At 40.0% G+C, this 13,274-nt stretch carries 14 protein-coding genes; 12 read left to right on the top strand and 2 right to left on the bottom strand.

The features are described 5' to 3' along the window. Positions 1 to 3 precede the first annotated feature (3 nt). Complete coding sequence (gene fba, locus PK1910_RS01470) at positions 4 to 933, bottom strand: class II fructose-1,6-bisphosphate aldolase (RefSeq protein WP_004696283.1); 930 nt, start codon at positions 931 to 933, stop codon at positions 4 to 6. A gap of 248 nt (positions 934 to 1,181) precedes the next feature. After that, positions 1,182 to 2,147 (bottom strand): RluA family pseudouridine synthase, encoded by a 966-nt coding sequence (locus PK1910_RS01475; protein ID WP_287511081.1) that lies wholly within the window; start codon positions 2,145 to 2,147, stop codon positions 1,182 to 1,184. Positions 2,148 to 2,373: 226 nt separating this feature from the next. Between PK1910_RS01475 and PK1910_RS01480 the strand changes: the two genes are divergently transcribed. From PK1910_RS01480 to PK1910_RS01535, 12 genes are all read left to right on the top strand, one after another. Beyond that, positions 2,374 to 3,969, top strand: a complete 1,596-nt coding sequence (locus PK1910_RS01480; protein ID WP_004696279.1) for a WG repeat-containing protein — start codon at positions 2,374 to 2,376, stop codon at positions 3,967 to 3,969. A gap of 409 nt (positions 3,970 to 4,378) precedes the next feature. Further along, complete coding sequence (locus PK1910_RS01485; protein WP_004696277.1) at positions 4,379 to 4,873, top strand: YajQ family cyclic di-GMP-binding protein; 495 nt, start codon at positions 4,379 to 4,381, stop codon at positions 4,871 to 4,873. A 70-nt stretch (positions 4,874 to 4,943) separates the two neighbouring features. Continuing rightward, the gene (cbiD, locus tag PK1910_RS01490; RefSeq protein ID WP_004696275.1) at positions 4,944 to 6,062 is read left to right on the top strand and encodes a cobalt-precorrin-5B (C(1))-methyltransferase CbiD; all 1,119 of its coding nucleotides are present in this window, start codon (positions 4,944 to 4,946) and stop codon (positions 6,060 to 6,062) included. Beyond that, the gene (cbiE, locus tag PK1910_RS01495; protein WP_024061920.1) at positions 6,038 to 6,664 is read left to right on the top strand and encodes a precorrin-6y C5,15-methyltransferase (decarboxylating) subunit CbiE; all 627 of its coding nucleotides are present in this window, start codon (positions 6,038 to 6,040) and stop codon (positions 6,662 to 6,664) included. Before cbiD ends, cbiE begins: the two co-directional genes overlap by 25 nt. Then, positions 6,661 to 7,248, top strand: a complete 588-nt coding sequence (cbiT, locus tag PK1910_RS01500; RefSeq protein ID WP_004697307.1) for a precorrin-6Y C5,15-methyltransferase (decarboxylating) subunit CbiT — start codon at positions 6,661 to 6,663, stop codon at positions 7,246 to 7,248. Before cbiE ends, cbiT begins: the two co-directional genes overlap by 4 nt. Before the next feature lies 1 nt (position 7,249). Next, positions 7,250 to 8,011 (top strand): precorrin-4 C(11)-methyltransferase, encoded by a 762-nt coding sequence (cobM, locus tag PK1910_RS01505; protein WP_004696269.1) that lies wholly within the window; start codon positions 7,250 to 7,252, stop codon positions 8,009 to 8,011. A gap of 4 nt (positions 8,012 to 8,015) precedes the next feature. Then, positions 8,016 to 9,161: a cobalt-precorrin 5A hydrolase gene (locus tag PK1910_RS01510; protein ID WP_287511084.1), complete on the top strand. Its 1,146-nt coding sequence runs from the start codon at positions 8,016 to 8,018 to the stop codon at positions 9,159 to 9,161. A gap of 29 nt (positions 9,162 to 9,190) precedes the next feature. Further along, positions 9,191 to 9,880, top strand: a complete 690-nt coding sequence (cobJ, locus tag PK1910_RS01515) for a precorrin-3B C(17)-methyltransferase (RefSeq protein ID WP_004696265.1) — start codon at positions 9,191 to 9,193, stop codon at positions 9,878 to 9,880. Continuing rightward, positions 9,877 to 10,665, top strand: coding sequence for a precorrin-6A reductase (cobK, locus tag PK1910_RS01520; RefSeq protein ID WP_004696263.1), 789 nt, complete (start codon positions 9,877 to 9,879; stop codon positions 10,663 to 10,665). The genes cobJ and cobK overlap by 4 nt, the downstream gene beginning before the upstream one ends. Then, positions 10,652 to 11,317, top strand: a complete 666-nt coding sequence (locus PK1910_RS01525; protein WP_004696261.1) for a precorrin-8X methylmutase — start codon at positions 10,652 to 10,654, stop codon at positions 11,315 to 11,317. Before cobK ends, PK1910_RS01525 begins: the two co-directional genes overlap by 14 nt. A 152-nt stretch (positions 11,318 to 11,469) precedes the next feature. Continuing rightward, complete coding sequence (locus PK1910_RS01530; RefSeq protein WP_287511086.1) at positions 11,470 to 12,465, top strand: FecCD family ABC transporter permease; 996 nt, start codon at positions 11,470 to 11,472, stop codon at positions 12,463 to 12,465. Next, positions 12,465 to 13,247 carry an ABC transporter ATP-binding protein gene (locus tag PK1910_RS01535; RefSeq protein ID WP_004696257.1) on the top strand — a complete coding sequence of 261 codons (783 nt, stop codon included), beginning with the start codon at positions 12,465 to 12,467 and terminating at the stop codon, positions 13,245 to 13,247. The genes PK1910_RS01530 and PK1910_RS01535 overlap by 1 nt, the downstream gene beginning before the upstream one ends. Positions 13,248 to 13,274 lie beyond the last annotated feature (27 nt).

A 13,274-nucleotide genomic window follows, 5' to 3' on the forward strand; every position in this document is an offset into this window, starting at 1 on the left:
TGATTATAGTTTGTTAGAAGAACCTAATACATTTTTGATTTTGTGAGCTACCATGCCTTTAATAGCATCACGAGCAGGTCCTAAATATTTACGTGGGTCAAACTCAGATGGGTTTTGAGCCAAGTATTCACGTACAGATGCAGTCATAGCAAGGCGAAGGTCTGTATCAATATTGATTTTGCAAACCGCCATTTGAGCTGCTTTACGAAGCATTTCTTCAGGTACGCCTTGTGCGCCAGGGATGTTGCCACCAAATTCATTACATTTTGCTACGAATTCAGGCAATACGGAGGATGCCCCATGCAATACGATTGGGAAGTTAGGCAATAATTCGCCCACTTTTTTCAAACGATCAAAATCGAGGTAAGGGTTGCCTTTGAATTTGTATGCACCGTGGCTAGTACCAATAGCGATTGCTAAGGAGTCTACACCTGTGAGATGGACAAACTCAGCAGCTTGTTCAGGATCAGTGAAGCGAGCATCTGCATCAGATACGTTTACATCATCTTCAACGCCTGCTAAACGGCCCAATTCTGCTTCTACTACAACGCCGTGAGCGTGAGCATATTCAACAACTTGTTTTGTGATTTTTACATTTTCATCGAAATCATGATGCGATGCATCAATCATAACGGATGTAAAACCACCATCTACACAGTCTTTACAAATTTCGAAGGAATCGCCGTGGTCAAGGTGAAGAGCGATTGGTAGATTGCTGTCTTCAAGAGCGGCTTCCACAAGTTTTACAAGGTAAATATGTTTAGCATATTTACGTGCGCCTGCAGATACTTGCAAGATAAGAGGAGATTGTTCCTCTTTTGCTGCATCTACAATACCTTGTACGATTTCCATGTTGTTTACATTGAAAGCGCCAACAGCATAGCCGCCTTCATAGGCTTTTTTGAACATTTCTGTAGTAGTAACTAATGGCATGTTGTCCTCCTTGGCCATAGGGCCTGTTATATCATGTTATTAATACCGTGACTGCTAATATTTCTAGCTTGTAAGAACTAGATGAATTTCTGTTATTGCAATCATATATCAATTCAAGTTAAGTATATCAAGAAACACTATAAAGGGCCAATATTTTTTGTATAACTTATGCATAAATTTCGTCTTATTTTGTGACCCATATGGGTTATTTCTGTGTGTTAGCATTTATTTAGTGGTGTTATATCAGATCAATCATTCAGCAATACATTCATATCCTCTGGCATCTCTGCATGCAGTTCGAGCCATTCATTTGTTATGGGATGGTAAAAGCTTATGCGCGATGCATGCAGTGCTTGGCGTTGAATAGATTCTAGATGACCACCGTATAAGTCATCACCAGCTAGTGGATACCCTAGTTGAGATAAATGAACTCGAATCTGATGAGTGCGCCCTGTGTGTAATAAGCATTGCACATGAGTAAAGTGATTATAAGCTATTATAGAGTTGTCAGCTGGACATATATTACTATTATTAATCATATCATCAGAGTTGTTTTTACTATAGTTAATTTTGCTTATATTTTTACTAACTACTGTTATATCCGTGCGAGCCGGCTTTCCTTGGTCTGTACAACAACGTTCAATGATACTGCCTGGTTTACGACCTATAGGCCAGTTAATGCTTATAGGCACAGAAGGGAGATGTCCTTCTACAATGGCGTCGTAGCTTTTGTAAAAATGGGTGTGTTTTTTATCAAAAGCATGTTGGACCACTGATGTTTTAGCAATGATAACAATACCTGAGGTATCCTTATCTAATCGGTGTACGGGATGGAAATCATAATACTGATTTGTTTCTTGGTAGTAATGAAGTACACCATTTGCTAGCGTATGATCTCGTACGGTAGACGTAGGGTGCATAAGAATACCAGCCGCCTTATTAATGACTAAAATATATTCGTCCTCATATATGATATCTAGTTCCATAGGGCTTAAACTAAACTCTTGCTCTGGTGTTAACTTCATAATGAGATGATCACGACCATGAATAAGCGTATTCCAGGTAGCAGGTTTACCATTAACTGTTATGATGGCATCACTTCGTAAACGTCGTCTCATGCGATGGGAGATATGCTGTTGTTTTATAATATGATTTATAGATTGTGTGTGTACATCAAAATCTACAATTAAGTCGATTATTGTTGCTGTTTTCATACGTATTATTATAACAAATAAAATAAAAATGAAGAATTTTTCATAGTTCGTTGTTTTTATGAAGGTCCATATAGTATAATTTGAATTATTAAATTTTATACATTATTTATGTGTGAACTTTTTTTACTGTAAAACTGTGTGTTTAGTTATAACAGTATATTTTATGAACTATATATGTATGTTAACGACTGTATAGTTATAGCTTATTCTATAAAAGGAGAGGTTTATGAATATTAACAAGAAATCTGTATTAGTCGCATGTGTGTTAGCGGCTATGTCTACAACAACTTTTGCGGCATCTACTACAACATCTACTAGTAGCACAACGGTAACAAACCACGATACACCAACATCTACTAGTACACGTGTAACTCGTGAGGAACATACAACGACTACATCAACTTCTACTGTTCGTACAGAGAGCTCTAGCTCCTCTAAAAGCACAAAAGCTAGCGTAGGAGTTATGACTCCTCAAAAAATTGAAGAGCGTAGTGCACTTTCTGGCTATATCGCAGCTGATGTGGCGAGCGCATTAAACCCTTATCGCAATGCTCCTAAATCTTTAAAATCTGGTAAAGGCACTACTTTCAAAAATGACGAAGTCCTTGAACATGGTGTATTGGCAGCTATGAAACAAGGTGGTAAATGGGGTGTTATCCGTCCAGATGGTACCGTTGCTATTGAGCCTAAATATAAAGAAATTAAAGATGTTGATTATAAAACGGGCAATGTGTTAGCTCAAGTAGATAAGAAAACAGACACTTGGGTTACGCCTAAGGGTATAGAAATCTCTGAAGAGGAAGCTTTAAAAGAACGTGTAAAACAAGAAGCAACTCAAGAGTATGCAAGCGATTCTTATGTAGAGTTTAAAGAAAAAGGCAAATATGGCTTTAAAACTACTGATGATAAAGTAGTGATTGCTCCACAATTCCGTCAAATCGTGACTGGATTTAGCGAAGATCGTGCTTTTGTTAAAAATGCTAAAGGTAAAATTGTAGCGATTGATGGTACTGGTAAAGAATTATTTAATGCTCCATCTAAAGAGGTATATAGATACCGTAATGGTCTTGCTGAATACCGTCGTTCCGTGAGTGGCTTTAATTTAGGTGGCCTTGTAGGTGGCTTCATCGTGGGCGGTATCCTTGGAGGTGCGCTTTTAGGTGGTCAACATTATCACGTAGGTGGTTTTGCCTATGATGGTGCAAAACGTGGCTATATTGATCGTTCTGGTAATATTGTAATCGACAGCAAAAAAGATAAAGTATGGCCTATCACAGCTTATGGTACGGTAATCAAAGATGCTGGTAACTTATACTTTGTGAACCGTAAAGGTGAAGTTGTTATTCAACCAGGCGATTACGATGCAGGTGAAATGGATAAATTAAATGGTCTATTGGCGTTAAGAGACAATAAGACTGAGAAATGGGGCATTTTCGATGTATCAACAGGTAAGCAAGTAGTAACCTTCAAATATGATTCTATTTCTTTTGCAGGGACTGATCGTTTAGTAGTTGTGAAAGATCATGTTAAAAACCTTATCGATATGAATAGTGGTAAATCCTTGTATTCTGCTCAAACAGAAGCAACTATTGAACCGTTCAACAACGATACTGTAACATGGGTTCATACTGGTAAAGAGGGCTATACAATCATAGATAATAATGGTCATATTTTATTTAGAGATACAAATAAACTTATTGAAGACGCTAAGTCCTTTAACCATGGTTTTAGCTCTGTTAAGTCTAAAGGCAAATGGGGAATCATGAACTCCAAAGGTGAATGGCTTGTACAACCTACATATGATGCGGTAAACGTTTTATAATATAATTGGTTGTAGAATCTCTATGAAGTTGTATTGCCCTTAGTTCTGGCTTAATTAGTATTTTTTAGTTATAGTTCTTAGCTATAGACTAAATACAACAGAATAGCGTTATATAGAACTAGCAATGTACATATATTATGTATGTTGCTAGTTTTTTATATTATTTGTCTTGTGTATTGCATAACCGTATTAGAAAACTTTCACTATACTTATAAAAGCTTCATTAATACATAGCTAACAATTATAATTAAGAAAATCGATTTACCTAGAAAATAAGCGTATTTTAAGGTATAATTATAGAGATGTATTCCGATTTGGTGTAGTTTTACACTTTCACTTGGAATATGAGGATGATGAAAGTAATGCTATGAACCTTATGCCCAATAGGTTCAGGTGTAGGAGGTATAAAATGGCTAAAGATTGTTCCTTTGACGTTGTGTCCGAAGTGGATATGCAGGAAGTGGATAATGCGGTAAACCAAGCGAAAAAAGAGATTGGTACGCGCTATGATTTCCGTGGTTCTAAAGCGGAAATTAGTCTTGAAGGCGACACTATCAAAATCATCGGTGATGATGAATACAAATTGAATGCCATTATCGATGTATTAAAAGGCAAGATGGTTAAACGTAACGTAGCGATTAAAAATCTTGACTACGGCAAAGTTGAACCAGCAGCAGGTGCAACAGTTCGCCAAATCATTACGATTAAAAAAGGCATTACTAAAGAAAATGCTAAAGAAGTAGTAAAAGCAATTAAAAACATGAAAATTAAGGTACAAGCATCTATCCAAGAGGACCAAGTGCGCGTATCTGGTAAGGATAAAGATGATTTGCAAGCAGTAATCCAAATGTTAAAACAATTGGATATTCCTGTTGAATTGCAATTCGTTAACTTCCGTTCTTAATAACATATGTCCATAGGATAGGTTAGTTAGACTCGTTTGAGTCGCTAATACTATCAGTGTAGGAGACCTTATGAAAGTGGAGGACATGAAGGGTGGATATACCACAGGTTCATGTGCTACGGCAGGTATGAAAGCTGGTTTATTGGCCCTCTTAGATAAGAATATTGTGGACCAAGTGGTCATTGAGAACCCTCAAGGTCAATATATTGAGGTTCCTATTAAAGCGATAGAGGTTATATCCGATATAGAGGCAAAGGTGACCGTCATGAAAGACGGCGGTGACGATCCTGATGTAACTCATGGCAATGATGTGGAAACGACAGTGACCCTTGATAATACTGGTGAACTGCGATTCCGAGCCGGTTTTGGTGTAGGTACTGTAACGAAACCAGGCCTTGCTATGCCACCAGGAGAACCGGCTATCAATCCAGGGCCCCGGGCAATGATGAAAATAGTTTTTGAAGAACATTGTGTCCATGGTCAAGGTGTGACGGTAACCGTTAGTGTTCCTAATGGTAAGGTATTAGCTAAGAAAACATTAAATCATACACTTGGTATCGAAGGTGGCATTTCCATTATTGGTACTACCGGTATTGTTAAGCCTATGAGTGAAGAAGGGTTTAAGAACTCGTTAGTGCCACAGTTGAAAGTTATGAAGGCTAACGGATGTGAAACAGCTGTTCTCGTACCGGGGCGTATCGGTCAAGATCTTGCAGAGCAAGTATTAGGTATTCATAAGAACCAAATGGCAGAAACGAGTAACTTTATCGGATTTATGCTAGAAAAGGCTGTACAGATTGGATTCAAGCGAATCTTAATTATCGGTCATATCGGTAAGTTAATCAAACTAGCTAGTGGTAGCTTCCATACTCATAATCGCATGAGTGATGGCCGTATGGAAAGTATCGTGGCCTATGCTGCTTTAGAAGGAGCATCCCAAGAGGTGTGTGAAGAGTTATTTAATTGCCAAACCACAGAGTCTACATTCCCTATCTTGGAGCGAGAAGGATTGACTGGTGTGTACCAACGTGTTGTAGATCGTGCATCTTTACGTAGTGAGCGCTATATTGCTAACGAAGCAGAGGTGGGCATCATTATTACGACCTTAAAAGGCGAAATCTTGGCAATGGATAAGCATGCAAAAGAGATAGGAGAACTTGAACATTGGCACATACCTTGTATATCGTAGGCATTGGTCCGGGTAATCCTGATTATGTGGTGCCTAGAGGCCTTAATTTAATTAAACATGCTACAGTATTGGTAGGCAGTGAACGGTCCTTAGAGGACTTTCAAGAGCCTGGCCAAATTACATATCCTGTAACGGGTAAGCTCAGCGTATTAGCGGAGCAAATTGAGCGTGAGCTCAACAACCATGACGTTGTAGTTATGGTTAGTGGCGATACAGGCTATTATAGCTTATTGCCATATTTAAAGAAAAAATTCCCTGCTAATCCTATTGAGGTGGTACCAGGCATTAGTTCTATGACCTTTGCCTTTGCTCGACTCAATGAGGTGTGGCATGATGCGGATTTAATGAGCTTTCACGGTCGCCAACCGGCACCAGAGAAACTCGTATATGAAGCAGGTAAAAAGATGGGATTCTTAACTGACCCAGAATATAATCCAGCGCATATTGCGCGTATTTTAATAGATGCAGGTTGGCCAAAAGAAACGAGAGCGGCGGCCCTTGAACGCTTGAGTTATGATGATGAAAAAATCGTAGACTCTACGCTAGAGGTGTTAACTGAGCTCGAAGGCTTTGGTCATTCTGTAATGGTGGTACTAGGATGAGACATTTTTTCGGAATTCCTGATGAGGAGTTTATCCGCGGCGATGTGCCGATGACAAAGTGCGAAATTCGCAAAGCCGTTATGAATGAGGCGCGCATCGAGGAGGATAGCATCGTCCTTGACGTAGGTGCTGGTACGGGCTCTATTTCTATTGAAGCAGCCTTGGCAGCTCCTAAAGGGCATGTATATGCAATTGAGCGCTTTGATAAAGGCATCGACCTTATCAATGAGAATATAAAGAAATTCAATGTAAATAATATGACCGTAATCAAATCCAAAGCTCCTGAAGGCATGGAAGAATTGCCTGAGCTTGATGCGGTTATCATCGGAGGTAGCGCTGGTGGTATGACAGGCATCATGGACGAAGCGCAACGTCTTTTAAAAGTAGGCGGCCGTCTAGTAGTAACTGCTGTAACGATGGAGACTGGTTATACAATCTTGAAAGAGTTGAAAGGTCGTCCTTTCACGTATGAAGGCTACCAAATGTCCATCAGCCGTTACCGCAAGGCTGGTCCCTATCATTTGTTAGACCCATTGAGTCCAATTTTCATTGTATCTGCAACGCGTATCGCAGAAGGAGAGTAATATGGTTGACGTACATATCGTAGGTGCAGGCCCTGGGGATCCTGAGTTAATTACTCGCAAAGGGTATCGTTTAGTACAAGAGGCAGATGTTGTAATTTATGCGGGGTCCTTGGTAAACCCTGCCATTTTAGAGGCTTGTAAACCAGGCTGTGAAATTCATAACAGTGCTACGATGAACCTTGATGAGGTTTTAGCTGTTATGAAAGCTGCCGTTGAGGCTGGTAAACGTGTAGTTCGCCTTCACACAGGTGATCCTGCTATTTACGGTGCTATTCAAGAGCAAATGGATGCATTGGCTGGCATGGGTATTTCTTATGAAGTCGTGCCAGGTGTAAGCTCTTTCCTTGCTACAGCAGCGGCTTTGAAACAAGAATATACATTGCCAAATGTATCTCAAACAGTTATTATTACGCGTATGGAAGGCCGTACGCCGATGCCTCCAAAGGAAAAATTGCGCATGTTAGCATCTCATGAAGCGACAATGTGTATTTTCCTTAGTGTTCAAATGTTAGATAAGGTTGTAGCTGAACTCATCGAGGGTGGTTATGACAAAACGACTCCAGTGGCTATCGTGGTAAAAGCTTCTTGGCCAGACCAACGCATTATTCGTGGCACATTGGAAACTATTGCGGATATTGTAGCTAAAGAAGGCGTATTGCGCCAAGCTATGATTGTAGTAAGTCATGTATTAGATAGTGAATACGAATTGTCTAAACTCTATGACAAAGGCTTTGCTCACATGTACCGCAGTGCTAAGGACTAGTAATATGAAAAATCTAGAAACTGTTGTGCCTACGACGGAAGCTAAGAAGAATAGAACGGCTATTCTTTCTGTTTCTGAACGAGGAGCAAAGCTGGGTCAACGCATCAAGTCTTTGGTGGCACCTCATGCGGATTGCTTTGAAAAAGAAAACCGTCCCTCTGGTGGTGAGGCTATTTATTTTGATTCCCTTAAAAATCATATTGGACAGATTTTCAAGGATTACGATCAAGTATTATGCATTATGGCGCTTGGCATCGTAGTGCGCATGATTGCACCATATATTGAGCATAAATCCAAGGATCCTGCGGTAGTCGTAATGGACGAAGTGGGGCACCATGTAATCAGTTTATTATCTGGACACCTTGGGGGCGCCAACGAATGGACGCAGTCCATTTCGCTGGCCATCGATGCGGACCCTGTTATTACAACCGCAACGGATGTAAACGGATTGCCTGCGCCTGACGTGTTGGCGCGCCACGAGCATTTGTTGGTAGATGATTTTCAAACCTTAATCAATGTGAACTCTGCCATCGTTGGGGGAGAGTGTATTGATTATTATATCGATGAAAGCTTACCGAATGCAGCACATTTAGAGCAAGCTGCGAAAGCTCATATTGGCGAACATGGATCGGTTCATGTTGTTTCTATGGAGCAACTTGGTGAAACACCATGTAAAAATGAAAGTGCTGAAGAGGATTTTTCTCGCGTAGTCATTACGGACAAAGTAATTACCGAATATGTTCATCAATTGATTTTGCGCCCTCGTACGTATACGATGGGTATTGGTTGTCGTCGAGGCACACCAAAGGAATTGATCCTTGACGCCATTCAACAATCGCTAGCAGTACATAAGCTTTCACCAAAGAGCCTCGTAACGGCTGCATCGGTCATCGTAAAACAAGATGAAGTAGGCCTTTTAGAGGCTATGCAAATTATGGGGTGGCCTATCGTGTTCTATACGCAGGACGATATGGCACCACTCATTGAAGAAGAAAAATTAGAAGAATCAAATTTTGTAAAAGGAACTATAGGAGTAGGAAACGTATGCGAGACAACGGCATTACTAGCGGCCAAGAGCCGAACACTAATACAGCACAAAACAATTTATCCCAAAACAACGGTAGCCATTGCACAGGTAACATCAAAGTAATCGGCATTGGCCCTGGCGATGAAGAGTTCATGACACCTCAAGCACGCGAAGCTATTTTGGCAGCTGACCGTGTTGTAGGTTATTTAACTTATCTTGACTTGATTAAAGACCTAATTGAAGGTAAAGAGACTGTAGGCACTGCCATGATGCAAGAAGTGGATCGTTGCCAACAAGCTGTTGATTTAGCAGTAGAAGGTCATCAAGTCGTAGTTGTGTCTTCTGGTGACTCTGGCGTATATGGTATGGCAGGTCTTGTGTTGGAACTTGCTAATAAAGTACCAGCAGAAAAACGTCCTTCCGTAGATATCGTACCTGGCCTTAGCGCTGTAAACGTAGCAGCATCTGTTTTAGGCGCACCTTTGATGCATGACTTTGCGGTCATTTCTCTTAGTGACTTGATGACTCCATGGGATTTAATTAAAAAACGTGCTGACCTTTGTGCGCAAGGTGACATGGTTATCTCCTTGTACAACCCACGCAGTAAAAAACGTGTTACACACTTAGACGAAGTTCGTGAAATCGTTCTTAAATACCGCGATCCTAAAACACCTGTTGGGATCGTGCAAAAAGCAGGTCGCCCAGGGCAACACATGGTAATTTCTGACCTTGAGAATTTCACAAACGAAGAAGTGGATATGCAAACACTTGTTATTATCGGTAATAGCCAAACCTATGTTGAAAATGGTCGCATGATTACACCTCGAGGCTACAAATTATGATTTGGGTCATCGCTGGTACCTTAGATGGTCGTACCTTAGCGGTAGATATTCAAGAACGGACAGGTGAAGAGGTTCTCGTTACTGTTGTGAGTCAGTATGGGGCAGAACTTGCTGCCCATAAGGGAATTACCGTTCATACTGGCCGCCTTGACCAAGAGGCTATGCAAAATTTGATTAAGGAACACAACATACGCTTATTAATCGATGCGAGCCATCCGTATGCTGCTATTGTTACAGCTACGGCTCAAGATGCAGCAAAAGCTAAAGGTATTCCTTTTGTTCGTTTTGAACGTAAAGAGGTACCATTACCAGATTATGATAAATTACATATCGTAGTGGATGAGGTAGAGGCCGCAAATTTAGCTGGCAAATTGGCAAAGGAAAATAACAAACATGTGTATTTGACCACAGGTAGTAAGACAATGCACATCTTTGCTAAATCTGATGCTTTACAAGATTGTGAAGTATGGACACGTATTTTGCCGACTGCAGAGGTGTTACAAATGATGGAAGACCTCAACGTGAGTCCTAAGCGCATTGTTGCTGTTCAAGGTCCATTTTCTTATGATATGAACCGCATCATGTTCCACGATACACAGGCAAGCGTTGTAGTTATGAAAAACTCTGGCCTTGTAGGTGGTGCTGATACAAAATTACAAGCTGCTATGGATCTTGGTATCCATGTTATTGTTATCGATCGTCCGCGTGTTAAACTTGAAAGTCACGTGGTATCATCAAATGATGAATTCTTTAAATTATGGGAGGACACTAATGGATTACGTTAAAAATCCTAAAGCTATTGAAGATAAAAGCATGGAAATCATTTACGATTATGTAAAGGATTTAGGCTTAACAGATGATGAAGTGCGCGTAGTATCTCGTACAGTACATGCGTCTGGTGATGTCGAATATGCTCAACTCGTAAAAATGAGCCCTGATGCTGTTCAAAAAGGTATTGAAGCATTGGATAATGGTGCAGACATTTATACAGATGTAGAAATGGTTCGCACAGGTATTTCTAAGCCAGCTCTTAAAATTCGCGGTAATGAAGTGCACTGCTTAATTAAAGATGAAAACGTAGCTAAAATGGCTAAAGAGTTAGGTGTAACTCGCTCCATTGCAGCTATGCGTACCTTTGGCAAACAATTAGAAGGACAAATTGTTGCTATCGGCAATGCACCAACTGCATTGTATGAAGTATTGCGCCTTGCTCTTGAAGAAGGCATTAAACCAGCTCTTATCATTGGTATCCCTGTAGGCTTCGTAGGTGCTGCAGAATCTAAAGACTATTTGATGGAAGTATCCCCAGTTCCTTACATCACTGTAAAAGGCAACAAAGGCGGTAGCCCAATCGCTGCCTCCGTATGTAATGCATTACTTTACACAGACGTAAAACGTAATGACATGCTCTTTGTAGAAGGTAAAGAATCTAAATAATATAAAACCCGAATCGTGTTTTAGTAGTTTTGCGATTCGGGTTTTACTGTATATATTTTTCACAATAATTAGCTAAACATAAATTAGCTAAACACGATAATTATACTATAGTAAATTTCTTATAATATAGTTAATTTTGAGAGGGGGTTCATATGGCATCAAGTAATAAACGAAAATTATTTCGTGTATCAGTGATTTGTATCTTAATCATCGCCGTTATTATGAGCATGATTATATCTCTTATTTGGGGATCAACACCCGTATCATTAGCTGAGATTTGGCATACATTATGGTCTAGTGAACTAACTGATACATCTTCACAAATTATTTGGAATATTCGATTGCCTCGCAATATTGTAGCTGCGTTAGTGGGGGCTTGTCTAGCTGTATCTGGTGCAATTTTGCAAGCAGTTATGAAAAATCTCCTAGCAGATCCACAGATTGTAGGGGTATCCTCTGGTGCCGGATTAGCTGGTGTTATCATATTTATTTTATTTCCTGGGTATGATCATATAGTTCCTTTAGTGGCCTTTTTAGGTGCTATGGCTGCAGCACTCATGGTGTATGCATTAGCATGGAAAAATGGAGTGCGACCTAGTCGTATTATCTTAGCTGGTGTTGCGGTCGCAGCCTTTTTAGGATCAGGTATTTCAGCACTACTTGTATTCTTTGGTGATCGTGTACAAGGGGCATTGCTTTGGATGGTAGGAGGACTCGCTGCACGCAGTTGGCCTCAGGTAGAAGTGCTGTTTCCATATGCTATAGTTGGACTTATTTTTGCTTGTTTAGGAGCTAAACGACTTACCATTTTAAGTTTAGGTGACGAAACTGCAAAGGGACTAGGCCTTAAGGTAGAACAAACACGGTTTATTATGACTGCAGTGGCTGCTCTTTTAGCGGCTGGTGCTGTAAGTATAGCTGGGCTTATCGGATTTGTAGGTTTGGTTATTCCCCATATGTTACGTCTTATAATCGGTAACGACTATGCATATTTGCTGCCTGGATCCGCATTATTAGGCGCCTTAGTTCTTGTTGTCAGTGATACAATAGGACGTGTTATGTGGAGCCCTATAGAGGTACCAGTGGGTATTATTATGGCATTCTTTGGAGCTCCGTTCTTCTTGTATCTGTTGAGGAGGGATAACTAATGAATACCGCTATTGATGTAAAACAGTTATCCGTAACTCTTGGTAATCGTCATATTCTACATGACATTAATGTATCGGTCCCTATCGGTAAAATTACGACATTAATAGGGCCTAATGGTTGTGGTAAAAGTACGCTTTTACGATCTATGATCGGATATATCCATAGTCCTCATGAATGTATTACCATATTTGATAAACCGTTACAATCATATTCTCAAAATCATCTGGCACGGCAAATGGCATTTTTGCCACAAGTACCGAATATGCCAAAGGATATGACTGTAGAAGAATTGGTATATTGCGGACGGTATCCATACCAAACATGGTGGAAAAACACGGCTAAAGAAGATCGTGAAATCGTTGACTATGCGTTAGATATTACGAAAACGAATCATTTGAGAGAACAATTAATTCCATCCCTATCTGGTGGCGAACGGCAACGCGTTTGGATTGCTATGGCGCTAGCACAGCAACCAAAATTATTAGTATTAGACGAACCAACAACATATTTAGATATTAATCACCAGTTAGAAATTATGGAGTTATTGAAACGATTAAATAAGGAACAAGATTTAACCGTTCTCATGGTACTTCACGAACTTACACAGGCGGTTCAATATTCACATTATATGGCTGTTATAAAAGAAGGTCATTTAATAACGTCAGGAGAGACAAGTAAAATTATATCGGATGAGTTGTTTAGAGATGTATTCTCTGTAGATGTACAACTTGATACTTTTGATAATAAAAAATATGTGCGCGTAAAAGGACTAGTTGAGTAGTTTGATACTAATTGAAAAAGAGGGCAT

The sequence above is a fragment of the Veillonella parvula genome, from assembly GCF_036456085.1.
In the GTDB taxonomy this organism is placed as follows: Bacteria; Bacillota; Negativicutes; order Veillonellales; family Veillonellaceae; genus Veillonella; species Veillonella parvula_E.